Origin of the sequence: Cupriavidus necator (assembly GCF_040578825.1) — a bacterium.
Lineage (GTDB): Bacteria > Pseudomonadota > Gammaproteobacteria > Burkholderiales > Burkholderiaceae > Cupriavidus > Cupriavidus necator_E.
In genome coordinates, this window is sequence record NZ_JBEFLI010000004.1 from 134,033 (window position 1) to 157,132 (window position 23,100).

Consider the following 23,100-nt stretch of genomic DNA (forward strand, 5'->3'; position numbering starts at 1 on the left):
ACCGGGCTACTGCAGCGGGATCTTCGCCACGGCCGCCAGCCGCTTCCAGCGCTCGATCTCGTCCTTCTGGTACTGCCGCATTTCGGCGGGCGACGACAGGATCAGCTTGGTCGACTGGCGCGTGTAGTACTCGCGCACATCGGCGGCCTGGCCGGCCTGGCCAAACAGGTCCTGCAGCCGCTTGACCAGCGCCGGCGGCGTCTTGACCGATACCGCCGCCGCCACCCAGTTGTAGGCAAGGAAGTCAGGCAGGCCGGCTTCGACGATGGACGGCACGTCGGGCAGCAGGGGCGAACGCTGCGGCGCGGTGTAGGCCAGCGCGCGGATCTTGCCGCTGCGCGCCAGTTCGATGGCGCCGCTGGCATCCACCACCGCGAAGTCGACATTGGCCGCCATCACGCCGTTGATGGCATCGCCCGCCCCCTTGTATGGCACCGGCGTGGTCTTGATGCGGGCCAGCTCGTTGAGCCACTCGGAATACAGCGTGTACGAGATCGAGCCCGAGCCGTAGTTGAGCGCACCCGGACGCTTGCGCGCATCCTCCAGCAGCTCGGCCAGCGTGCGGTATGGGGAAGTCGACGGCACGATGATGACGCAAGGTCCGCGCGACAGCAGCGTGATCGGCGCGAAGTCCGCGAGCGGGTCATACGGCAGCTTGCGGAACGTGGCGGCATTGGTCGACAACGTGGAATTGCTGCCGATAAATACCGTGTAGCCGTCGGCTGGCGCGTTCAGCACGGTCTGCACGCCGATAAAGCCGTTGCCGCCAGGCTTGTTCTCGACCACCACGCCCTGGCCCGTCAGCTCGCCGATCTTCTTGGCAAACATGCGTGCCGTGGTATCGGTGCCGCTGCCGGCGGGGAATGGCACGATAAAGCGCATCGGCCGCGAGGGGAAGGCGTCGGCGGATTCGGCCGCCATTGCCAGAGATGGCACAGTGCCGGCGATGCCGGCCAACACGGCCGCGGCCAGGCCGAAAAAGCGCCGGCGCGAACGGAAAGCGTGAAGCATGGTGTCTCCTTTTCTGTCATCAGGCCCGGCGTGTTCCCGCCGGTGCAGTGGGAAAGGCGAGGGCGCTGTCAGCGGCGCAAGCCCAGCAGGTCGCGCGCAATGACCCAGCGATGGACCTCGCTGGGGCCTTCGTAGATGCGCATCAGCCGGGTTTCGTTGGCCATCTGCTGCAGCGGCAGCTCCTTGGTCATGCCCATGGCGCCGAAGGTCTGCATCGCATGGTCGATCACGTCCCACGCCATCTCGGTGGCAAACACCTTGATCATCGACACCTGCGTGCGCGCCTCGTCGCCCGCGTCGATGCGGCTGGCGGCTTCGTAAGTCATCAGGCGGCAGGCGTGGATGCGCGTGGCGGCGTCGGCCACCCACCACTGGATCGCCTGGCGCTGCGCCAGCGGCGCGCCGAAAGTCTGGCGCTGCGGCGCGTACTCGCAGATCATGTCCAACGCCCGCTGCGCGCGGCCGATGCACCAGGCGGCCATCTGCACGCGGCGCGTCGACAGCCGCGTCTGCATCGGCGCAAAGCCCTGGCCTTCGGTGCCCAGCAGTTGCGAGGCGGGGATGCGGCAGTCTTCCAGCACCACTTCATAGGTCGAGGCGCCACCGATCATCGGGATGCGCCGCTCCACCCGGAAGCCCGGCGTGCCGCGCTCGACGATAAAGGCGGAGATGCCGCCGCGCGCGCCCTTGGCCTTGTCGGTCACCGCCATCACGATGGTCCAGTCGGCACGCGCGGCGCGGCTGATCCAGATCTTGCGGCCGTTGATGACCCAGTCGTCGCCGTCGCGCTCGGCGCGCGTGGTCATCATGGCCGGGTCGCCGCCGGCGCCGGGCTCGGAGATGGCAATGGCTGACACGGTCTCGCCCCGTGCGTAGGGTGCCAGGTAGCGTTCGCGCTGCGCATCGCTGGCGGTCAGCATCAGCATGCGCAGGTTGGGCGAGTCCGGCGGCAGCTCGTAGGGCGTGATGGTCTTGCCCAGTGCTTCGTTGACGCCGACCATCGCCACCGCCGGCAGGTCGGCGCCGCCCATCTCGGCGGGCGCGTCCAGGCCCCACAGGCCGAGCTCGCGCGACATGGCGTCGAGCCGCGCCTGCTCTTCCGGCTGCAGCGCCAGCTGCCCGCCGGCGGCTTCGCGCGCCAGTACCGCGGGCTCCAGCGGGATCAGCTGCTCGCGCACGAAGCGCGCGACCAGGTCCTTCAGCATCCGGTGTTCTTCATCCAGTTCGAAGTTCATGCTTGTCTCTTCCTTGTGCTGGCATCGTTGCGTGCTTGCGCGCGGTTCAGGCGGCGTCCCGGGTGATGCCGATTTCCTGCAACACCTCCGCGGTGTGCTCGCCCAGCGCCGGCGCATGGCGGCGCAGCGACAACGGCGTGGCCGAGAAGCGCGCGGCGGGGCGCACTTCACGCAACGGGCCTTCGGTCGGGTGGTGCGTGGCCTGGAACAGCCCTACGGCGCGCAGGTGCGGGTGGTCCACCAGCGCATCGAGCCCGTAGATCGGCGTGGCCGGGATATCGAGCGCCTCGAACAGTGCCATCCACTCGTCGGTGCTCCGCTGCGGCGTCAGCTCGGCCAGGTGGCTGTACAGCGCGCGGATATTGGCGTTGCGCTGCGCGCGGTCGTCCACGTCGTAGCGGTCGGCCAGGTCGTCGCGGCCTACCGAACGGAAAAAGGCCTGCCAGTGGCGCCCGGTGTAGGGCAGCGCGCAGATCCAGCCGTCGCGTGTGGGCGCTGGCCGGCGTCCGCCCTGCAGCAGGCGGGCATAGCCGGCGCCGGCGGGCGCGGGCTCGAAGGTCAGGCCGCCGAGGTGCTCGGCCATCACGAAGGCGGCCATGGTCTCCAGCATCGGCACCTCCACTGACTGGCCCACGCCGTGGCGCTCCCGGTGCAGCAGCGCCGCCAGCACCGCGTTGGCGAGCGCCAGGCCGGTGGTCTTGTCGGCGATCAGGCTGGGCACGTATTCCGGCGGCTCGCCGGCGGCCGAGCCCAGCGCCACCAGGCCACAGCCAGCCTGGATGATGTCGTCGAAGGCGGGCTTGTCGCGATGCGGGCCGTCCTGGCCGAAGCCGGTGGCCATGCAGTAGACGATGCGCGGATTGATGCGCGCCACGTCGGCATAGCCAAAGCCGAGCCGTTCGATCGCGGCCACGCGCATGTTGTGCACCAGCACGTCCGCGCTCGCAATCAGGCCGCGCAGCGCCTCGGCGCCGGCGGGCGTCTTCAGGTCCAGCACGACCGAGCGCTTGTTGCGGTTCAGCGCCAGGTAGATCGAGCTCATGCCCGCGTGCTGCGAGACTCCGTTGGCGCGCATCAGGTCGCCCTCGGGCCCTTCGATCTTGATCACGTCGGCGCCGAAGTCGGCCAGCACTTGCGTGGCCATCGGCCCCAGCACGACGGATGTGAGGTCGAGCACGCGGATGCCGTCGAGCGGTCCGGTGGGCGTGGTGGCGGGTTGGCTCATCGGGGTCCCCCTTTCAACGGCGCTTGAATACCGGCGTGCGGCGCGCGGCCATGGCGGCGACGCCTTCGCGGAAGTCCTCGCTCCGGAATTGCCCGCGCTGCATCGCCAGCTCGCGCTGGTTGACCTCGGCAATGCGCTCGGCCAGCCCATCGCGCAGCGTGGCGCGAGTGGTTTCGACAGCGAGTGGAGCGGAGGCGGCGATTTCCTGCGCCAACGCCATGGCGCGGGCGCCGACTTCTTCCTTCGGCACCAGCGCATCGGCCAGCCCGATTTCCACCGCTTCGGTGCCGCTGATACGGCGCCCGGTATAGAACAGCAGCGCGGCCTGTTGCTCGCCCACCAGCCGCGGCAGCGTGACGCTCAGGCCAAAGCCCGGGTGGAAGCCAAGCCGGTTGAAGTTGGCGCTGAAGCGCGCCTCGGCGCAGGTCACGCGGAAGTCAGCCACCAGCGCCAGGCCCAGGCCGGCCCCGACCGCTGCACCCTCCACCGCGGCGACGATGGGCTTGCGGTTGCGGTACAGCTTCATCGCATGCACGTAAAAGCCGGCGGGATCGTTGGCGACGTCGCCCTGGCCGGCGCCGCTGAAGTCGGCACCGGCGCAGAAGGTGCCGACGCCGGAAGCCAGCACGATGGCGCGGCAGTCATGGTCATCGTCCAGCGCCAGCAGGGTGTCGGCCAGGCGCCGCATCGCCTCGGCATCGACATAGTTGTGCGGCGGGCGGCACAGCACGATGCGGGCCACATGGCCCTCGCGGGTGAGCTGGATTTCGGCGTCGGATGACATGCGGAGCGCTCCTCTTGGTTGGGGAGCACCCAGTATTCGCGCTGCGCCGCCGCACCGCTATACTCGGATTTCACTTACTGAAATTACAAAGCGATGCCGGACGCTGTGCCGTCACAAGCCTCCACCCGCCGGGTCACGCACCAGACCGGCCGCTTTACCCGCGAAACCGCCGGCAGCCAGTCGCTGGAGCGGGGGCTGTTGCTGCTGCGCGCTTTCCGTGTCGGCACCACCAGCCTGACCAACGCCGAGCTGGCGGTCCGCACCGGCCTGCCGCGCCCCACCGTCAGCCGGCTGACGCGCTCGCTGGTGGATGCGGGTTTCCTGCGTTACGACGTCAACGACCGCGCCTACCGCCTGGCGCCGGCGGTGCTGAGCCTGGCCGATGCCTTCCGCCAGGCCAACCGCGCGCCGGATATCGCGCTGCCGCTGATGCGCAAAGTGGCCGAGGCCGACAAGGTCAACGTGGGGCTGGCCGTGGGCGACCAGCTCGAGATGGTGTACCTGGCGGCGATCCGGCACAGCGGCGACGTGGTGTCGCGCACGCGGCGCGTGGAGCCGGGCTCGCGCGTGCCGATGGAGCTGACGGCGATCGGGCTGTCATGGCTGGCGGCGCAGCCGCCGGGTGTGCGGGAAGACATGCTGGAGGGCATTGCTGCGCGCCAGGGCAAGGCCTGGGCCGGCATGCGTGCGGGCGTTTTGCGCGGCATTGCGCAGGCGCAGCGGCAGGGGTATTGCACCGCGGCCTACCAGCCGGGGCATCTGCTGGCCGTGGGCGCGGCATTCTGCGGCCCGGACCAGCAGCTATACGGGCTCAATATCAGCTTCCCGTACGCGGAAGACCAGCACAGCCGCGACGATGCCCGCGTGCGCTATGCAGCGAAGCTGCAGAGGCTGGTAGCCGATATCCAGGCGGCCTGGCAGCGCGCGGCCGCCTAGTCCCATCTCAATACACCGACGGCATTCCCTCGGGCCGGTTCTTGAAGCGCCGGTGGATCCAGTAGTACTGCTCCGGCATGGTCTCGATCTGCGTTTCCAGGAAGGCATTCATGCGGCGCGAATCCTCTTCCACGCTGCCCGACGGAAAGCCTTCCAGTGCGTCGAAGATGCGCAGCCGGTAGCCGCGGTAGTCGGGCAATACCTCGGTGGTGAATGGCACCACGCGCGCGCCGGTCATGCTGGCCAGGCGCGAGGCAGAGGTCAGCGTGCAGGCCGGCACGCCGAAGAACGGCACGAATACAGAGTCGTTGATGCCGAAGTCCATGTCCGCGGCCAGCATCACCGGGCAGCCCGAGCGCAGCGTGCGCACCACCTGCTTGCCGCTGCCGCTGCGCGGGATCATCTCGGCGCCGAAGCGGCCGCGCTGCGTGCGCGAGATCTCTTCCAGCATGGGGCTGGACATCCTGGTGTACAGCGACGCGACCGGGTGGCGCATCGAATAGAACATGCAGCCGGCCTCGATGCCGACGAAATGAAAGCCCATGAAGATGGTGGGCTGCTCGGTGCAGCTTGCCAGGTCGATGCGCGTGTCGAGTTCGATCAGCTTGCCCAGGCGCTCGGCACTGCCGAACCACTGCACGCCGCGCTCCAGGTAGCTGCGCAGCACGTGGCCGAAGTGGCTGCGTGCCAGCCGGTCGCGCGTGGCTTCGTCCATGTCCGGAAAGCAGAGTTGCAGGTTGGTATGGACGATGCGGCGCCGGCGGCTGGGAATGCGGTACAGCAGCTTGCCGATGCCGTCGCCCAGCCGTGCGGTGACGCCATATGGCAATGCGGCGAAAAACTTGAAGACTGCGGTGGTCAGTGCGGCCTGGAGCCGATGGGTCATGAAGATCCTTTGAATGCGGTGGCAGCGGCGGCGGGCGGGGCCCGGCGGGCCGCTGCGCGGCAATGGTTCGGCGCCACGGTCTGGTGGCGGGCGGAGTGCGCGCAACGAAAAGGCGCAAGCGGGAAGAGCAATTGCCGGCAGCCCAGCGAAAGGCGGGCGGCGCCTGGCGCGGCACGGTGTGCGGCGTCGGGGCTGAGACCGCGGGCAAGGCAGGAAGTGCGCTGTGGCGTCCGCCCCGGCGCGGCGCGCGGGTGTGTTGGGGCGGCAAAAGTGCGCTATGCGTCGCTGCGCAAGCTGGGTCTGAAGCGCGCACTGTAGCACGGCCGCGCTATCGGCTTTGTATTGAACCACGGGTGGCGCCTGCACTTGCGTCAAGGCACCGCGGGGCGCCCATCTAAAGCGCGGTCAGCGATTCCAGAACGGCCGTCGCCGGTTCCGTCCCGGCGGCGCAATGGTGGGCCGTGCGTACCGTTGCCGGCACCGAGCGTGAGCGGCGATAGATGCGGCGCAGAACGTCAGGCCGCAGCAGCCGGATGTGCCGATGGTGCACTTCGATCTGCCCGGCTTCGGCAAGGCGGGAGAAGAGCCGGCTGATGGTCTCCAGCTTGAGCCCCAGGTAGCTGCCGATCTCCTCGCGGCTCATGCGCAGCACGAACTCGTTCGGCGCGAAGCCGCGCGCGGCCAGACGCTCGGAATGCTGGAGCAGGAATGCCACCAGCCGTTCCTCTGCCGTCATCAGCCCGATGGTCGTCATCATGGCGCGATCGTGCTGGGCCTCCTGCGCCAGCGCCAGCACCAGGTGCCGGCGCAGCGTGGGCAGGCGCGGCAGCACCGCCTGCAGCGCGCTGACCGGCAGCACGCACAGCTGCGTGTCTTCCAGCGCCGTGGCGCTGGAAGGGTGGGTAGGCGCGAACACGCTGTCCAGCCCCAGGATCTCGCCCTGCAGGTGGAAACCCACGATTTGCGAACGACCATCCTCCGTGACCACATGCGACTTGAGCGTGCCCAGCCGCACGGCATAGATTGCCAGCGCGGGATCGCCAACCCGGTAAGCCGTCTCGCCCTTTTTCAGGCGCAGCCGCCGTGTCGGAACCGTGTCCAGTGCGGGAAGTTCGGCGGGGTCGAGGTCCGCGGGCAGGCAGGAGCGCCCCATGGGGCAGTTGGAGCAATGCTGGTCGGTCATGGCGCAAGGGCGTCGGCGCTTTCCGGCAACGTGCCGCCGGCGGCGTTCTTGTCAGTCTGGATGCCGTCCGCGGAGGGCGGGCGACATAACGCGGCGCTGACCACGCGTGGAATGGCGTGAACGGAGTGAATGGCGTCAGCCGACAGAAGGATTATCCCGCCGGCACGCGTGGTGTCTTGCCGTGTTTGTGATTATAAGAACGCCGGCGCGAGTCGGTTCCTTATTGTCGTAGCGAAATTTCTCATTCTGCTCGCGTGAATTCCGAGTGTGGAATCCGAATGCGACGATGAGATGGTCGCGGATTATCGTGGCAGGAACAAATTATCGCGCCAGGAAAATGCGATCACCGGTATTCGCTCAGGCTTTCAGCTCACGCAGGTAATAATTGATTTCCGCCAGCAGCGTGTCGTGGAATTCGCCCGGCAGCACGCGGTCGTCGGTCAGCGCCAGCAACTGGTCGATGCGCTGACGGAAGCGCCGCTCCACGCCGGCACGCGACGCCGGGGGCAGGCTGGCCGCCAGCGAGAAGAGCAACTCGCGGATGACCAGCAGTCGGGCGCCGTACTGCACCATGGCGTCGCCTTGCGTCTTGAGGTTGCGGGCGAATTGTTCCGGCAAGCCGGGCTCGGTGGAGGTTGCCGGATGCGTGGCGGGCGGGGAGGTTCCCGCGGCCGGGGTGGCTTGGGCGTCGGATTGCGCCTGGGGTTGGACCGCGTGTTGAACCTCACTGTCAGCAGCGGTTCCTGGCTTTTGGGATAGCGGCGCCGCGGCGCCCAGCATTTTTGAAAGCATGTGGATCCTGAACATGGACTTGACTCCCGGAGCGGGCAACACCATTTTTGCCGGATGGCGTTACGGCGGCCAGCCTTTGCTGATGTACGCATCATGGAAGCCGGTGCGCGGCCGGACTGTGCGAAAGGAGACAGTTCGGGGTGCCGCGCGCCGGCTCATCCCGCGGCGCCCGCGGTGGTGGGCTTGCGGCTCTTGCCGGCGCGCGCCGGCGGCATGCAAAGCCTGCAGATATAGTGTCGGCGCGGATCGTGGGCGTGCACCACGTATTTCCCGCCGCAGCATTGGCAGCGTGCCAGCTGCAGCATGCCGCGCTCGTAGAAGCGGACCAGCGTCCAGGCGCGGGTAAAGCTCAGTTCGGCGGCCTCGCCGATCACACCGACGTGTTCGCGGTACATGCGGAAGCCGGCCAGCATGGCGCGGGTGCCATCGAGGCCGCCGCCTCGCCGCATGAAGCGATACGCGTTGAGCAGCATCGAGGCATGGGCATTGGGGCGCCACGTGACAAACCAGTCCGTCGAAAATGGCAGCATGCCCTTGGGTGGCGACACGCCGCACAGCTCTTTGTACAGTCGGAGCAGGCGCACGCGCGGCAGCGACACTTCTGATTCCAGCACCTGCAGCCGGGCGCCGAGACCGATCATCTCGACGGCAAGGCGCGTCTGTTCCATGTCCTGCAGCACACTCTTGACGGGCATGCCGGCATGCGGGGGTTCGGCGGGAATGCGTGCGTCCATTGTTTTCAGGGCAGGGGATGGGAAAATCGGGTGGCGGGAATATCGGGGCACAATACGGTTTCCGATAGTCATGACCCGCCACGCTATTTTTCGCGGTTTGTAAACGGGAGCGTCGACGGGGTTTGCCGTGGTATGCCGTTGAATCGCGACGGATTCTATGGCCTGATCTGGCGATTACCATGATATGTGTCAAGAATCGCATTTTAGTGACATTAATACGTCGCATTTGCTGTTTCCCAACCCTAATTTTCCGTATTCGTGTAGGAGCAGCGCCCACACGCTATCGGACGGACGCCGGTTTCCCCTGTAGTCCCATGCGTTACCCTGCAAGAACACCAACGACTCGGGAGCAACCCATGGCAGCGAACTTCCTCATCAGGCAGACGCCCCAAGGCTGGGAACTGACGGTCGAAAGTGCACGCAAGGGCCTGGTTCATTGCGCAGACCGGGAAATCGCCGTCAATATCGGCACAGCCGCGGCCAGGCGGCGCGGCGTCGAGCTGATCGTGCAGGAAGAAGATGGCGGCTTCAACACCCCGCGGGGCTTTGCGCAGCCCCTGGCCGCCTGAGCGTCGAGGCAACGCACAGAAGAGACACCACCGACAGCACATCGGGAAAACCGGCGCCAGGCAGGCCGGCCTCCGCATTTCCCTCCCTTCGCCGCCTTTGGCGCCGCGAAGGATGCCTTTACAACGGTGGGCGCTTTTTACCCATGGCGCCCGCTGTTTTGCTTGCACGGCAGTTGCCGCGCGCTGCGAATCGACGCGCTGTCCGTGTGTGATCCCAGTGGTATGGAACTTGCGCCCCAGAGCGACTGGCGCGGCGCGGCTGCGAAAGCGGCGCCGTGGTTTCCAATCAGCGGAGACATCAATGAATATATCCCGTAATGAAGGCGGCGGCTCCTGGTGGCGCGAGGACCGCGACGATGATGACGTGCGCCGCAACCGTGGCGAACGTAGCCGGCAAGGGCCAGGGCAAGGGCAGCAATGGCAGGGCCAGGGACAACGCCAGCCGTGGCAAGGCCAGGGCCGCGGTGAGGATCAACGAGATCCGCGCGGCTACGGCGAAGGCCGCTACGGCCAGCGTGGCGGCTCGGCCAGTGATTATGGCGAAGGCCGCTATGAAGGCCGGCAGTGGCATGAGAGCGATGTGCGCGAAGGTGGCTACTACGGTAGCCGCCAGGGCGCTGGCCGCGAGGACTGGCAGCAGGCCGGCCAACGGCCGCCATGGGAAGACGAGGACACGCGGCGGCCCAGCGGGGGCGGCAGTTTGCGCGACGAATGGGGCGAAAGCCGGCGTGGCATGACTGGACGCCAGGGCGGCATGGAAGGGCGCGGCCGCTATGAACAGGGCTACGGCATTTCCGATTACGCCTCGCCGGGCGCGCAGACACGTCGCCCGCAAAGCGGGCAGTCGCGCACGTCCTCGTATGGCTGGGAAAGCGGCTGGGATGAAGACGAGTCAGGCCGCACCGGCATGTATGAGCGTCCCGGATCGGCGGGCCGCCGGATCGGCGAACCGGGCAAGGACGCGCCAGGGGCGCGCGAGTCCGCGTACGGCACGATGCGCGGCCGCGACCGGGTCGGCCCCAAGGGCTACCAACGCAGTGACGAACGCATCCGCGAAGAAATCTGCGAGCGCTTGGCCCATGCTCGCCATGTCGATGTGCGCGACGTGGAAGTGGAGGTGCAGGGCGGCGTGGTGCGCCTGAGCGGCAACGTACAGGACCGGCGCCAGAAGTACTCCATCGAGGAAATCGCCGACGACGTGTTCGGCGTGCGCGAGATCCACAATGCCGTCAGGCTCGGCTCGCCCGGAGCGTTTGGCGTGTCCGGCATTTCGGAAGGCATGCAGGGCACGCAAGGGTCGATGGGGACCGCACGGACCTCAGGCAGCACCACAGGGACCTCTCAGACCGGCGCTTCGTCGCAAGGGCAAGTCAGCGGCGTCAGCAGCTCGGGCAGCGCCACGGGTTCCAGCGCCAGCAGCTATGGCGGCGGCATGGAAACCGGCAGCGGCGGGCCCGGCCAGGGCCGCGACAGCACCGGCGGCACCACTCGCCACTAGCGGCAAACATGGCCGTGCCTGTAGTGGCGCGGCCATGTCACCATGGCGGAAACTGCGTGCTTGCAGCCCAGCTCAACCGGCTGGCGGTTGCGCACCTCTTTGCGCCTCTCTTTGCGCCTCTCTTTGCGCCTCTCTTTCCGCTTCCCGTTCCGCTTCAGGCAGATTGCTGCCTGGCTCGGCCACGCGGCGATGCCGCTCGGCCAGCACGTCCGCCGGCGTCAACATCGAAATGGCGGCGCGCAGCTTGTTCTGCCAGCCGGTAATGACTTCACCTTCGCCGCGCATCATCGCGTCGAAGCCGATCCGCGCCACTTCGGCCGGATCGTCCTTCTTTTTCTGCGCGAGTTTGGTATCGAGCATGTCGGCGCGCTCGAAGAATTCGGTTTCCGTCGTGCCCGGCATCAGGCATGTCACGGTCACGCCGCTGCCCAGCAATTCATGCCGCAGCGCATACGAGAACGAATCCAGGAAGGCCTTGGTGGCGTTGTAGACCGCCTGGTAGGTGCCCGGCAGAAAGCCCGCGATCGAGCCGGTGATCAGGATGCGCCCGCTCTGCTGCTCGCGCATGCGCTGGCCCACGCGGTGCAGCAGGTCCAGGGTGCCGGTCACGTTGGTTTCCACCACGCGCTGGATTTCGGCAAAGTTCTGGTCCAGGAAGGCGTGGCCGAGGCCGCGGCCGGCGTTGGCGCACAGCACGTCGACGCGGCGGCCGCCCAGCGCGGCCCACACCTTGTCGACGCCTTCGGGCGTTGACAGGTCCGCGAGCAGCGCCACCACTTCCGCGCCTTCGTCGCGCAACTGCTCGGCGGCGATCTCGATCTGCGGCTCGTCCGCGGCGATCACCAGGTCATAGCCCCGGTCCACGCAACAGCGCGCCAGTTCATAGCCGATACCCGACGATGCACCGGTGACGACGGCGAGCAGGCCGGTGCGCGGCGCCGGGCCAGGGGTGAGGGGGGTGTCAGACACGGTGGCCTCCAGAACAGGGAATCTGTATATCGAAGGCTGCAAGGCGCCACACCGGCGCAGCCTATTTTTACCGCCGCTTTGTAAGGTTTAGCGACGCCGTCAGCCCACACGCCGCCAGGTGCGCACGCCCATCCAGACGCCAAGCAATGCCACCAGCGTGGTAAGCAACGCCAGCACCGCGGTGGCGGCGGGCTCGAGCGAGCCGAACCAGGCAAAGGCGTCGGTGCGGCGCCACAGCACCCACGCCAGCGTGGCGGTGGCCACCACCAGTCCGGTCTGCGTCAGCGCATCGACCAGCCGCATGGGACCGCGCGCGGTACCGGCCAGCGGATCGCGTCGGGCTTCCGAGGCAGTGATTTCGGGGTCTTCCATGGCGAAGGACGGTGGGATGGCGATGCCTTAGCCGTGCAAGAGCCGTTCCCGGGCGTAAGCGCCGGCGGGCGTGTCAGAACACCCCGAGGGCCAGTCCGGCCGCCAACGCTTCCCCAAGCTCCGCGCACTTCGCAAGGTCCTCGGCCCCGATCTGCTTGGGCGCGAGAATCCGCTCAGGCGTCTGCGCATGCGTGCAGACGATCAGGCCGGGCGCCACGCTGTTGAGCCGCCATCCGGTGGCGATGCGGTCGATCTGGCGCAGGGCATTCTGCCCGTCGCTGCCGGCGCAGATCATGGTGGCGTAGGGGCGGCCATTGATGCGATCGAGTGCCGCGTAATAGCAGCGGTCGAAGAAGTCCTTCATCATCCCGGCCATTGCGGCCAGGTTCTCGGGGGTGGCAAACAGGTAGCCGTCGGCTGCCAGGACATCGTCCGGGCCGGCTTTGCTGGCCCGCTTGAGGATGACCGTAATGCCGGACTGAGCGCGCGCGGCGTCTGCCGCCGCTTCCGCCATCTGCCGGGTGCCTCCCGTCATCGTGTGGTAAATGATCAGCAGGGTCTTCATGCGTGCGGGGTGGCGGTGGGCGGTACGCGAAAGACTGTATCACGCGGCCGGCCATCCCCTGCCGTGTCTCGCCTTGCCACGGTAGCGTGATGCGCAGTGACGCCAAGGGAACTTATGGGGTGGCCGCCCGGACTGAATGGTATCGGCGCCAGCGTTAGAATGTCGCGCCAGCCACTGCGCCTCAGGAGTCCCACCATGTTTGTCCGCCGCCCGCCCCGATCCCTCTCCGCCACGCTCGTGCTGATGCTTGCGGCCGCGTGCGCGCAGGCGGCGCTGGCGGCCGGCAAGGACCAGGCACCCCGGCCGCGCGGCAAGGACGAGGCGCCCGAAGCGCCGATTGCCTGCATGAAGGCCGTGAAAGCGGCGCTGCCCAATCCGGCAACGTTCAAGTGGATCGCCGGCCAGACCCGCAAGGTGGCGGAAGACGCCTACAGCGTGGTGGCCGATGTCGAATACCGGGCGCAGGATGGCGCCGTGCGCAAGGCCAAGGTGCAGTGCGACGTGATGCGCGCACCGGGCAACCAGTTCATCGTTCCGAAGGTCCGGTTGCCGCAGTAATCCTCTCCGGCCGCGGTCCCGCGGCCTTGCCTTCCCGAACGCGATCCGGCCTCTGAACAGTGTGAGCGCTTCATCGCAATTTGATGTGGACACTGTCCAGCTCCTTTGCTAGCCTATGTGTACAGCATCCACAAAAGCATGCTCCCAGGCTGTAGCGCCGTGCTGCTGCCGTTTGTGGGTACCTTGCCAAGGAGACCGACGATGGAAATCGAAGCGCAGAAGGAACACCGCTGGCTGCAACGCCTGGTCGGAGACTGGATCGCCGAAGGCGAAGCGATGATGGGGCCGGACCAGCCGAAGCAGAAGTGGGAAATCCCCGAGCGTGTCAGCAGCGTGGGAGACGTTTGGGTGCAGTGCGTGGCGCAAGGCGACATGCCGGGCTGCGGGCCAGCCACCACTGTGATGACGCTGGGCTACGATCCGGCGCGCAAGCATTTCGTGGGCACCTTTATCGGCTCGATGATGACCCACCTGTGGATCTATGAGGGCGACCTCGATGCCAGCGGCCAGCAACTGACGCTGCGCGCCGAAGGGCCGGACTGCTCTGGCAACGGCCGCATGGCGCAGTACCGCGACGTGATCACCTTCAAGGACGACGACCACCGCCTGCTGACGTCCTACATGCAAGACGAGAATGGCGAGTGGACGGAGTTCATGAGCGCGACCTACCGCCGCAAGCGTTAGCAGGCAAGCAGGTAAGCGAGCCGGCCGCCGCTAAGTGCGCCCGCCGGCCAGCTTCGACAGCCGCCCGAGACGGCCGCCCGGCCTGGGCGGCTCGTCGTGCCCGCGTGCCGCGCGGCGCTCGGCATTGCGCCGTCGCCGGCTGCGCAACAGCAGCAGCACCGATGCGGGAAGCATCAGCACCAGCAACAGCAGCCCGAAGGTCAGCAGCCCCGGATTGCGCGCCGCGGCCGCGACGCGGTCGACCAGGGCGGCCGAGACCAGGATGCCTGGCAGCATCCCCAGCGCCGTGCCGATCAGGCAGTCGCGCAGGCTGATGCGCGAGGCGCCCACCACCAGGTTGACCAGCGAGAAAGGCGCCAGCGGCACCAGCCTCAGCACCACCATCGCCAGCACGCCATGGCGGCCCAACTGGTGGCTGACGCGGTTGAGCCGTCTGCCGCCAAAACGGCGCACCGTAGCGCGCCCCAGCACGCGTCCGGCCAGGTAGCCGGCACAGGTGCTGACGATCGTGCCGCACAGCGCGAGCGCCGCACCGTAGAGGGGGCCGAACACGACCACGGTCACCAGTATCAGTATGGTCACCGGTATCATCGTCACGGCACCGGCAAGGTACACGCCCATCATCGCCAGCGGCGCGAAGGGCATGTCGTCGAGCCGCTCGACCAGGGCCAGCAACGCCCGGAAATCTGCCCACTCCCGCAGCGGCGTATAGCGCCAGGCGAATGCCAGCCCCGCGAGCACCAGCGCCAGTGTCACCAGCGCCCCCACGCGTCCGATCACGCGCGGGCGGGCCTCGTGGCTGACGAATTCCGCCAGCACCTGCTCGCTGTCGATGCGCTCGATCGGGTCCAGCAGATGGTCGGCGGGCGAGGCGGCGTCGAGGTCTTCCGGCAGCGGCGGCTCATAGTCTTCGAGCGTGCGCCCTTCGGGCCGCTGCAGCGAGCGGATCGCCGCCAGCAGGCTGCGGGTGTCGGCGACGACGGCCTGGAATTCTTCTGGCGCTACGCCCAGATGTTCGCCCAGCAGCCTCGCGCGCATGGCCGCGATGACCTTGCGCACGCGCTCGTCGCCGCCCGAGGTGACCACCACATTGCACTCGGTGTCGAGCCCGAGCGAGCGGTTGCTGAGGTTCGACGAACCGATGGTAATGAAATCGTCGTCGATCACCGTCACCTTGCTGTGCACGTTGACGCAATCGGGGTGTAACCCCGGGATGATCGGGCAGAACAGCCTGAAGCGCCCGTAGGTATCGGCCGCATGCAGCTTGCGGTACAGGCGCGCGCGCAGCACGCCCATGCTGTGCGCCTCAAGCCAGCCGCTTTCGTTGCGGCGCGAGACCAGCACGATGTCCGGGCCGTCTTCGCGCCCCAGCCGCGCGGCCAGGGCCTTGGCGATCACGCCGGAGCTGAAGTACTGGTTCTCCATGTAGACACTGTGCCGCGCCGAGGCAATGGCATCGCGCATCAGCATGCGGATCTCGCTGACGCCGGGTTCGTCTTCGGTAGCGGGCATGGTGCGCGCGATGCCGACCCGGACGTCGGTCAGCTCAGGCGCGAGCGACGGCGGCCATGGATCCGACGACGTCGGCGCAGGCGCCCGCGGTCGCTTGCCGGTGGCCCGCAGCCAGCGCGCCGCGCACAGGATGCCCAGCGCAGCAGCGGCCCGCCCATCGAGCGCGCACTGCACGTCATGGAAAGGTGGATAGGGCTTGCCTTCAGCCATGCGCAGCGGCGCCTTGGGGGCGTGGCTGTTATCGTCCCAGCGGCGCAGCGTCAGGTCGAGCCCGCCGACAAAGGCCATCTTGTTATCGATCACCACTACCTTCTGGTGGTGCGAGGCGCCGGGCGGATGATTGCCGTCCAGCTTGAATGACAGATGCCGGTGCGCCTGCCAGTGCGCGCTGGCCGAGGGCAGCCACTCGCGCTCCAGCGCCATCACCATGGCGTAGTCCCAGCTCAGGATGTAGATGCGCAGATTGGGGCGCTGGTCGGCCAGCGCACAGAGGAAATCGCGCAGGCCCGCAGGCAGGCCGTCAGTCACGCCCTGGGGCACCAGTTCCATGCGGCTGTCGATGTCCCAGCCCAGAATAAAGATGGTGTGCTCGGCCAGCGGCAGCGCCTCGCGCAGCGCGCGGAAGTAGGCATCGGCATCGACCAGCATGGCAAAACGCTGGCATGGCTCGACACGCCAGCAGTTGCGGCCCGGCTCCAGCTTGAAACTGGCCGGCTCCTGGAACTCATGCGGTGTGTCCGGCGCGACGTGCGCCGTGGTGCCGGGCGGATTCTGTTGCCTCATGTCGCACCTCAGGGGAGATTATCCTGAAGCGTCGCGCAAATTCCGTACCGGAGGTCTGAGAGAGGGGCGCCGGACGCCTTGCGCGTATGGCGGGCGCGGCATAGGCGCATGCCCGGGGGATGCAGAGCCCGGATCGCTGCGCGGCTCCGTGGCGTTGTGCCTGCACTGCGCGTGGGTCGTGCCTGGACACTCCGTGTGCCCTGCGTGTGCTCTTTACCGGCCTTTGTAAGAAGGGGGTACCGGAGCGCCGGTATCAGGGGAGAACTCGTCGCGACGAAGCATGGCCGCGCGGCAGCGCCGCCGGGCGTGCGATACCCCAGGCGTCGAGCAGCGGCTGGAAGTGCGGCGTGCTCTCGCGCGGTGGCGGCGAAACGCGACGCGGTGGCGGCAGCGGCCTGCCGGTCAGCATCAGCGGTGTGTCGGCCTGTGCCGGCATTTCCGGCTCGCCAACGTAGGCGACGACGCCCATCTGACGGGCGGATTTCAGTGCGCGGGTCAGTTCCGCGGCGCTCAGGCGGCTGGCGGCGGCAAGCCGGTGCCGGGGCATCGGCCCCTTGGCTCGCAGGGTGGAAATCAACGCCAACACGCATTCCCGGGTGGTTCGATTCATGTCGCTGCGTCACGAAAATGGTGCAGCGGCGAGTGCCCTGGCAGAGCGCGCCGCATGCGGAAGCCCATTCTTTCGCAGGGGTCATATCTTTGCCAAGCCGATATGACACTTGTTCACATTTGCCGGGAGAGTGATATTTCCTGATCGTGGTCAATGCGGCGAGCGTTGAGGAGCCGGCGCTAGGGCCGGCCTGTGATGTCGGCGGCCCATACGCATCCCGCCGCCGCGCGACTCGCCGTTCGCGGCGGGAAGCACGTGGATGCGTGACGTCGTGGTGGTCTCCGAGGAAGAAAGGGAAGGAAATGGAAAAGCCCGAAAAAAGAACCGAATAGCGGTTTTACAGATTGACTGACTTTCTATCCGATGCGATGGCCAGCGGCTATCGGTCGCGGTCCTACCAGCGCTGCCGGGCCATGTCGCGCCTTCGGCTGACATCGCGGTAGGACGAATGCCGACTTATTCGGCCGCCATGCCTTGCTACGATCCAATTGCCGGTTGGGCGAGCGGCTTGCCCGATCATGCTGTCCCGATCTTTTCCATCCTGGCGGCGCATGCCGCATCCACACGAAGCAAGGAGATCGTCATGAGAAAGCTATTCGCACTGTTTGCCCTCGCTGGCGTGATGCTGGTTACTGGTTGCAACACCCTGGCCGGCGCAGGCAAGGACATCGAACGCGGCGGCGAGAAGGTACAGGGCGCGGCGGAAACCACCAAGCAGAAGATGTAAGCACCCCCGCCTCGGTCGGTACCAGCAAAGCGGCCCGCGCCTCCTGGCGCGGGCCGCTTTTCGTTCGGGCTGGTGCGGGTGTGCCTTCAGCCCGCCGCCACCGCCGGCGCGCGCATCTCGTCGACGCGGCTGCGGCGCCAGCTTGCTGGCGGCTGGCCGAATTCGCGCTTGAAGGCGCGGCTGAACGCGGCCTCGGAGTCATAGCCCACCGCGCACGCGATCTCGCCGATGGAGCGATTGCCGCTGCGCAGTTCGGCGGCCGCGGTGCGCAGCCGCCAGTGCGCCAGGTATTGCATCGGTGGCTGCCCCAGCAGATCGGTAAAGCGCTGCGCCAGCGCCGAGCGCGACAGGCCCACGTTGCCCGCGAGTTCATCCACCGTCCACGGATACGCCGGGCGCGCATGCATGCGCGACAGCGCGCGCCCCACGTACCGATCGCGCAGCGCGGCCAGCCAGCCGCTTTCATTGTCGGGCAGCGTGTCGATGCAGCGGCGCACCGCCTGTACGAAGAGCAGTTCGGACAGCTTGGCCAGCACCGTGGCACTGCCCGCGCGCGGTTCAGCCGCTTCCGAGGTGGCGAAGGCCAGCGCCGACGCCAGCCAGGCCGACTCGAGCCCGCTACCCAATCCCACCTTGAACAGCCGCGGCAGCGACGTCAGCAACGGGTTGCCCATGGTGTCGTCGAACCCGAGAAAGCCGCACACCATGCGCGTGGTGTCGCCGCCCCCGCCGTACGACACACGCATGACTTCGCCGGGGCTGTTGCGCAGCATGTCCGAGACCAATGGCGCGGAGGGGATCGGCTGCAGGCGCAAGTCGCTGCCCAGCACATGCGGTTCGCCTTGCGGCACCACCAGCAACTCGCCGGTCTCGACACACAGGCCCGGGCCGCTGCCGTCGACCAGCCGCGCCCAGCAGATGCCTTCGGTGATGAGGTGGTAGGAGACCACGCGGTCGGTGCCAGGCAGGAACGCGGCGCGCAATTCAGCATCCGCTTCAGAGACCAGGCACCACGGCGACTTGAACTCGCCGTTGAGGAAGACGGCGCCGCTTAGCTGCACCGCGCGCAAGAGGTCGGACAGGGCATCCATGGTCACATTCCTCCAGATCCGGAGTTTCGCGCAAGAAAGCCGGACGCCCGATCATATGGGCGAGGGGACCGGGCTCCGATACTAGCACCGTGCCCGATGCCGGACAACGTGGACAAAGGCGTAGACAAAGGCGGCGGCACGAATCACACCCGCAGGAGACAACCCCCATGGAAACGCTTTCCCAATCCGGTACCAACACGGATACCAGCACTGATGCCAGCGCCGGCGCGCAGACCGACTGGCTCGCCCTTGCCGCGGCGCTGGGCCGCACCTTCGATGCGCGCGCGCCGGAGATCGACGCCAGCGAGCAGTTCGTCAGCGCCAACTACGACGACCTGCGCGCACACCGCTTCTTTGCCGCCGCCGTGCCGCAGGAGCTGGGTGGTGGCGGACTTTCGCACAAGGAGTTGGGCGCCGTGCTGCGCGAACTGGGCAAGTACTGCGGCTCGACCGCGCTGGCGTTTGCCATGCACACGCATCCGGTGGCCACCGCCGCATGGCGCTGGCGCAATCAGAAAGCGCCGGTCGAAGGCCTGCTCAAGCGCGTCGCGGGCGAGCAGGTGGTACTGCTGGGCAGCGGCGGTTCGGACTGGCTGCAGGGCAGCGGCACGGCCACCCGCGTGGAAGGCGGCTTTCGCGTGGACGGGCGCAAGATCTTCGCCAGCGGCGCGCCGGTGGCAGACCTGTTCATGACCTGCGCGGTCTATGACGATCCGGAAAGCGGGCCCACGGTGCTGCATTTCGCGCTGCCGATGAAGTCGCCGGGCGTGCGCGTCATGTCGAACTGGCACACGCTGGGCATGCGCGGCACCGGCTCGCACGATGTGGAGCTTGAAGGCGTGGTGGTACCGGACAGCGCCATTGCCGCGCGCCGGCCGCAGGGCGTCTGGCATCCGATGATGCATACGGTGGCGATGATCGCGATGCCGCTGATCTATGCGGTCTACGTCGGCGTTGCCGAAGCCGCGCGCAATATCGCGCTGCAGCTCGCACGCAAGCGTCGCCTGAATGCGCATGCGGTGGCAACGGCGGGGCGCCTGTGCACCGAGGCCGAGGCTGCCGGCATGGCGCTGAATGCAATGTTCGACGCGGCCTCCGGCCCGGCGCCGGGCGCGGTCACCACCAACCGCATCATGTGCGGACGCGCGCTGGCCGCGCGTGCGGTACTGGGGACGGTCGAGGCCGCGATGGATCTGGCCGGCGGCGCGGGCTTCTATCGCGATGCCGGACTGGAGCGGCGCTTCCGCGATGCGCAGGGCGCGCGCTTCCATCCGCTGCAGGCGGGCGCGCAGCAGGAGTACGCGGGGCGCATGGCACTGGGCCTGGATATCGATGCGCCGCCCGGCGAGGTGCAGCCGGTGGCGCAACAGGCCGCGCAATGAAGCCCGCGCTCGCGCCGCTGGCGTTTGCCACGGAGGCCTGCAACGACAGCGCCTTTGACGACGAGGCCATCGGCATCGGCCACGACGAAGGCGCCCGGAGTTCGCTGCGCGATGCGCTGGGGCAGTTTGCCACCGGCGTCACGGTGGTCACCGCTGCCGGCGCCGACGGCCAGCCTGTCGGCGTCACCATCAACGCCTTTGCCTCGGTGTCGCTGGCGCCGCCGCTGCTGCTGTGGTGCCTGGCGCGCGCCTCCGGCAGCCTGCCGGCGGTGCGCGCGGCCCCTTGCCATGCAATCAACGTGCTGGCGAGCGGGCAGCAGGCCCTGTGCGAGCGCTTTGCCGCCCGCGGCATCGAGCGCTTTGCCGGCGCCGATTGCCGTCCGGGGCCGTGCGGCACGATGTTGATCGCGGGCGCGCTGGCGTACTTCATCTGCCGGCACCGCTCGGTACGCGTGGTGGGCGACCATGTGGTGTTCGTGGTGGAGGTGGTGGCGTACGGTGCATCGCCCGGTGCGCCGCTGGTGTTCCACGGCGGCGGCTTTGCCGCCGTCGCCAGCGCCGACAAGCCCGACAAGCCATAGCCCGCTACGCGCGCTCGGCGCGCTTGCCGGCGATCACCAGCGCAATGCCGCCCAGCACCGCGGCCGCGCTCAGTGCGAGGCGCAGGCTGAGCGCTTCACCCAGCAGCAGAATCCCGCCCACCGCCGTAATGACCGGCACGCTGAGCTGCACGGTCGCGGCGGTGGCGGACCTGAGCTGCGGCACCACCGTGTACCAGATGACGTAGCCAAGCCCGGAGGTGATGGCGCCGGACAGCAGTGCATACAACAGTCCTGCGCCGTCCAGCGAGCGCTGCGCCTGGATGACCGCGCCCAGTGCCAGCGCCATCGGCACCGCGCGCACGAAGTTGCCCGCCGTGGTCGAGACCGGATCCGCGGCACGCTTGCCGCGCAGCGAATAGACGCCCCAGGCGATGCCCGCTGCGATCATCAGCAGCGACGACGCGAGCGGCGGCGTCTGCAGGCTGGGCAACAGCAGCCATACCAGCCCCGTCAGCGCCATCGCCAGGCCGACCCACTGCTGCGCGCGCAGCGGCTCGCCCGCATAGAGGCCATAGCCGGTCATCGTCGCCTGCACCGCGGCGAACAGCAGCAGCGCGCCGGTGCCCGCGCTCAGGCGCTCATAGGCAAAGGAGAACGCCGCGGCGTAGCAGAACAGCGCCAGCGCGGAGATCCAGTTGCCCTGCAGCGAGGATTCCCGATGGCCCGCGCGTTGCATCTGCCGCCGCGCCAGCACGATCAGCCAGAGTACGGCCGCCGCCGCGGCCACGCGCGCCAGCGTGAAGCTGGCCGCATCGATGGTGGTGCCCTTGAGCGCGAGCCGGCACAGCAGCGAGTTGCCGGCGAACGCCAGCATTGCCAGGATCGTCAGCAGCAGGGTGCGCGCGCGCGGCATGCGTGGCGGCTTTCGGGGGCGGAGGTCGTGCGCGGGTTCAGCCGGCCGGCGGCGTGCTGTCGATGGCGTACGAGGACAGATGCTCGATCGCCTTGACCAGTGCCGAGTGGTCCCACTCCGCGCCGCCGAGGCCATCGCAGACATTGAAGAGCTGCTGGCACGATGCGGTGTTGGGCAGCCCCACGCCGAGCTGGCGCGCGGTCGACAGCGCCAGCTCAAGGTCCTTCTGGTGCAGCGCGATGCGAAAGCCCGGGTCGAAGGTGCGCTTGATCATCCGTTCGCCATGCACTTCCAGAATGCGCGAGCTGGCAAAGCCGCCCATCAGCGCCTCGCGCACGCGCGCCGGATCGGCGCCGGCGCGCGCGGCCAGCACCAGCGCCTCGCTGACGGCTTCGATGGTCAGCGCCACGATCACCTGGTTGGCCACCTTGGCGACCTGGCCGTCGCCGACCTCGCCCACGCGCGTGATGTTCTTGCCCATCAGCTGCAGCAGCGGCAGCACGCGGTCGAACACGTCCTGCTTGCCGCCGGCCATGATCGACAGCGTGCCGGCCTTGGCGCCAACCTCGCCGCCGGAAACCGGCGCATCGATGTAGTCCACGCCCAGCGCCTCGATGCAGCGCGCGAACTCGCGCGTGGCGATCGGCGAGATCGAACTCATGTCGATCACCGTGACACCGCCCGGGGTGTCGGCAAGCCCGTCGGCAACGCCTTCCTTGCCGAACAGCACCTTCTCCACGTCGGGCGTGTCGGGCAGCATCAGGATGATGGTCTCCGACTGGCGCGCCACCTCCTCGGCGTTGGCGCACGCCTTGACGCCCGCATCCAGCAGGTCCTGCGGCACGCCGCTGCGCGTATGCGCGAACACAGTATGCCCGCCGTCGACAATGTGCTGGGCCATGGGCTTGCCCATCACGCCAAGTCCGATAAAGCCGATCTTGCTCATGTAGTGTCCCCGTTGGTTGGCTATGGCTGCCGATAAGGCTCGCCGCGGGCTGCGGCGGACGCATAGATCGATGATAGTCAGTCGCAGGCAAGCGCAGACAGCGCAACGGGGTGACGGGCAGCGGCCACGCGCGTCGTGGCGCCCGCGTGGTCCGGTAACCGGTGGAAGCCTTACCGGTGTGCTGCGCTCCCGGCAGGCGGTTGGCCGAGGATCTCGCGGATGCGGGCGAGGTAGCTGTCGCCCACGGCGCGGTGCATGCGGGCGGCTTCGGCGGCGAAATCGCGCCGGCTGGGCGGACGGATGCCCAGGCTGCGGCAGATCGTCGACAGGTATGGCTTGCGCTGGTCGCCCAGCCGCAGCGCGGCGCTCTGCAAGGCGGCATCGCCGATGCGGCCGCGCAGCCAGGCCAGCACCTGGCGGTCATAGTCGTTTTGCACACGGATCAGGTGTTCCATGGCCGGACTCCTACTGTTTATCCATACAGGTACTGTAAATATATACAGTGTGCGCCGGCTAACCGGCAAGGAGTAAAGGGTGAAAGTCCCTGACAGCAGAAGATTTAGCGAATCACGCTGTCCCCGAGTCATGCGTTG

The 23,100-nt window shown here is 67.9% G+C and carries 25 protein-coding genes; 8 read left to right on the forward strand and 17 right to left on the reverse strand.

Annotated features, from left to right (window positions below):
* Nucleotides 1-6 precede the first annotated feature (6 nt).
* The 4 genes from AB1I47_RS04115 to AB1I47_RS04130 form a co-directional block, all read right to left on the reverse strand.
* A complete protein-coding gene (locus AB1I47_RS04115; RefSeq protein WP_354682504.1) occupies nt 7-1,011 on the reverse strand; it encodes a Bug family tripartite tricarboxylate transporter substrate binding protein in 1,005 nt (334 codons plus the stop codon).
* 68 nt (nt 1,012-1,079) lie between these two features.
* Complete coding sequence (locus AB1I47_RS04120; protein WP_354682505.1) at nt 1,080-2,246, reverse strand: acyl-CoA dehydrogenase family protein; 1,167 nt, start codon at nt 2,244-2,246, stop codon at nt 1,080-1,082.
* 46 nt (nt 2,247-2,292) lie between these two features.
* Nucleotides 2,293-3,471 (reverse strand): CaiB/BaiF CoA transferase family protein, encoded by a 1,179-nt coding sequence (locus AB1I47_RS04125; protein WP_354682506.1) that lies wholly within the window; start codon nt 3,469-3,471, stop codon nt 2,293-2,295.
* Between the two features lie 13 nt (nt 3,472-3,484).
* On the reverse strand, nt 3,485-4,255 hold the full coding sequence (locus AB1I47_RS04130; RefSeq protein WP_354682507.1) for an enoyl-CoA hydratase/isomerase family protein: 771 nt from the start codon (nt 4,253-4,255) through the stop codon (nt 3,485-3,487).
* Nucleotides 4,256-4,348: 93 nt separating this feature from the next.
* Here AB1I47_RS04130 and AB1I47_RS04135 point away from each other — a divergent pair, with 93 nt between their 5' ends.
* Nucleotides 4,349-5,191: an IclR family transcriptional regulator gene (locus AB1I47_RS04135; RefSeq protein ID WP_354682508.1), complete on the forward strand. Its 843-nt coding sequence runs from the start codon at nt 4,349-4,351 to the stop codon at nt 5,189-5,191.
* A 7-nt stretch (nt 5,192-5,198) separates the two neighbouring features.
* On the opposite strand, the gene AB1I47_RS04140 is transcribed toward AB1I47_RS04135, so the two are convergent.
* The 4 genes from AB1I47_RS04140 to flhC form a co-directional block, all read right to left on the reverse strand.
* Nucleotides 5,199-6,077 (reverse strand): lipid A biosynthesis lauroyl acyltransferase, encoded by an 879-nt coding sequence (locus AB1I47_RS04140; protein WP_354682509.1) that lies wholly within the window; start codon nt 6,075-6,077, stop codon nt 5,199-5,201.
* A gap of 394 nt (nt 6,078-6,471) precedes the next feature.
* Complete coding sequence (locus AB1I47_RS04145) at nt 6,472-7,260, reverse strand: cyclic nucleotide-binding domain-containing protein (protein WP_354682510.1); 789 nt, start codon at nt 7,258-7,260, stop codon at nt 6,472-6,474.
* A gap of 357 nt (nt 7,261-7,617) precedes the next feature.
* Nucleotides 7,618-8,067 carry a hypothetical protein gene (locus AB1I47_RS04150; protein WP_354682511.1) on the reverse strand — a complete coding sequence of 150 codons (450 nt, stop codon included), beginning with the start codon at nt 8,065-8,067 and terminating at the stop codon, nt 7,618-7,620.
* Nucleotides 8,068-8,207: 140 nt separating this feature from the next.
* Nucleotides 8,208-8,786 (reverse strand): flagellar transcriptional regulator FlhC, encoded by a 579-nt coding sequence (flhC, locus tag AB1I47_RS04155; protein ID WP_354682512.1) that lies wholly within the window; start codon nt 8,784-8,786, stop codon nt 8,208-8,210.
* Between the two features lie 356 nt (nt 8,787-9,142).
* Between flhC and AB1I47_RS04160 the strand changes: the two genes are divergently transcribed.
* Both AB1I47_RS04160 and AB1I47_RS04165 read left to right on the forward strand, forming a co-directional pair.
* Nucleotides 9,143-9,355, forward strand: coding sequence for a DUF2188 domain-containing protein (locus AB1I47_RS04160; RefSeq protein ID WP_354682513.1), 213 nt, complete (start codon nt 9,143-9,145; stop codon nt 9,353-9,355).
* A 301-nt stretch (nt 9,356-9,656) separates the two neighbouring features.
* Nucleotides 9,657-10,853: a BON domain-containing protein gene (locus tag AB1I47_RS04165; RefSeq protein ID WP_354682514.1), complete on the forward strand. Its 1,197-nt coding sequence runs from the start codon at nt 9,657-9,659 to the stop codon at nt 10,851-10,853.
* 72 nt (nt 10,854-10,925) lie between these two features.
* Here the strand turns inward: AB1I47_RS04165 and AB1I47_RS04170 are convergent, their stop codons facing one another.
* The 3 genes from AB1I47_RS04170 to AB1I47_RS04180 form a co-directional block, all read right to left on the reverse strand.
* Nucleotides 10,926-11,822 carry an SDR family NAD(P)-dependent oxidoreductase gene (locus tag AB1I47_RS04170; RefSeq protein ID WP_354682515.1) on the reverse strand — a complete coding sequence of 299 codons (897 nt, stop codon included), beginning with the start codon at nt 11,820-11,822 and terminating at the stop codon, nt 10,926-10,928.
* Nucleotides 11,823-11,921: 99 nt separating this feature from the next.
* The gene (locus AB1I47_RS04175) at nt 11,922-12,194 is read right to left on the reverse strand and encodes a hypothetical protein (protein ID WP_354682516.1); all 273 of its coding nucleotides are present in this window, start codon (nt 12,192-12,194) and stop codon (nt 11,922-11,924) included.
* A gap of 73 nt (nt 12,195-12,267) precedes the next feature.
* Nucleotides 12,268-12,759 carry a flavodoxin family protein gene (locus AB1I47_RS04180; protein ID WP_354682517.1) on the reverse strand — a complete coding sequence of 164 codons (492 nt, stop codon included), beginning with the start codon at nt 12,757-12,759 and terminating at the stop codon, nt 12,268-12,270.
* A gap of 195 nt (nt 12,760-12,954) precedes the next feature.
* Between AB1I47_RS04180 and AB1I47_RS04185 the strand changes: the two genes are divergently transcribed.
* Together AB1I47_RS04185 and AB1I47_RS04190 are read left to right on the forward strand one after the other, a co-directional pair.
* Entirely contained in the window at nt 12,955-13,317 is a 363-nt protein-coding gene (locus AB1I47_RS04185) for a DUF2880 domain-containing protein (protein WP_354682518.1), read from the forward strand.
* Nucleotides 13,318-13,518: 201 nt separating this feature from the next.
* Nucleotides 13,519-14,001 carry a DUF1579 domain-containing protein gene (locus AB1I47_RS04190; protein ID WP_354682519.1) on the forward strand — a complete coding sequence of 161 codons (483 nt, stop codon included), beginning with the start codon at nt 13,519-13,521 and terminating at the stop codon, nt 13,999-14,001.
* Nucleotides 14,002-14,031: 30 nt separating this feature from the next.
* Here AB1I47_RS04190 and AB1I47_RS04195 read toward each other — a convergent pair whose 3' ends face one another.
* Complete coding sequence (locus tag AB1I47_RS04195) at nt 14,032-16,296, reverse strand: VTT domain-containing protein (protein WP_354682520.1); 2,265 nt, start codon at nt 16,294-16,296, stop codon at nt 14,032-14,034.
* A 253-nt stretch (nt 16,297-16,549) separates the two neighbouring features.
* Nucleotides 16,550-16,906, reverse strand: coding sequence for a hypothetical protein (locus AB1I47_RS04200; RefSeq protein WP_354682521.1), 357 nt, complete (start codon nt 16,904-16,906; stop codon nt 16,550-16,552).
* Between the two features lie 583 nt (nt 16,907-17,489).
* Between AB1I47_RS04200 and AB1I47_RS04205 the strand changes: the two genes are divergently transcribed.
* Entirely contained in the window at nt 17,490-17,633 is a 144-nt protein-coding gene (locus AB1I47_RS04205; protein ID WP_354682531.1) for an entericidin A/B family lipoprotein, read from the forward strand.
* Between the two features lie 86 nt (nt 17,634-17,719).
* Here the strand turns inward: AB1I47_RS04205 and AB1I47_RS04210 are convergent, their stop codons facing one another.
* Nucleotides 17,720-18,724, reverse strand: coding sequence for an AraC family transcriptional regulator (locus AB1I47_RS04210; protein ID WP_354682522.1), 1,005 nt, complete (start codon nt 18,722-18,724; stop codon nt 17,720-17,722).
* A 167-nt stretch (nt 18,725-18,891) separates the two neighbouring features.
* On the opposite strand from AB1I47_RS04210, the gene AB1I47_RS04215 reads away from it, so the two are divergent.
* Both AB1I47_RS04215 and AB1I47_RS04220 read left to right on the forward strand, forming a co-directional pair.
* On the forward strand, nt 18,892-20,106 hold the full coding sequence (locus tag AB1I47_RS04215; protein ID WP_354682523.1) for an acyl-CoA dehydrogenase family protein: 1,215 nt from the start codon (nt 18,892-18,894) through the stop codon (nt 20,104-20,106).
* A complete protein-coding gene (locus AB1I47_RS04220; protein ID WP_354682524.1) occupies nt 20,103-20,687 on the forward strand; it encodes a flavin reductase family protein in 585 nt (194 codons plus the stop codon). Before AB1I47_RS04215 ends, AB1I47_RS04220 begins: the two co-directional genes overlap by 4 nt.
* 4 nt (nt 20,688-20,691) lie before the next feature.
* On the opposite strand, the gene AB1I47_RS04225 is transcribed toward AB1I47_RS04220, so the two are convergent.
* From AB1I47_RS04225 to AB1I47_RS04235, 3 genes are all read right to left on the reverse strand, one after another.
* Entirely contained in the window at nt 20,692-21,561 is an 870-nt protein-coding gene (locus tag AB1I47_RS04225; RefSeq protein ID WP_354682525.1) for a DMT family transporter, read from the reverse strand.
* Nucleotides 21,562-21,598: 37 nt separating this feature from the next.
* Entirely contained in the window at nt 21,599-22,507 is a 909-nt protein-coding gene (locus tag AB1I47_RS04230) for a 2-hydroxy-3-oxopropionate reductase (protein WP_354682526.1), read from the reverse strand.
* Between the two features lie 170 nt (nt 22,508-22,677).
* On the reverse strand, nt 22,678-22,962 hold the full coding sequence (locus AB1I47_RS04235) for a CppA family protein (protein WP_354682527.1): 285 nt from the start codon (nt 22,960-22,962) through the stop codon (nt 22,678-22,680).
* Between the last annotated feature and the right edge of the window lie 138 nt (nt 22,963-23,100).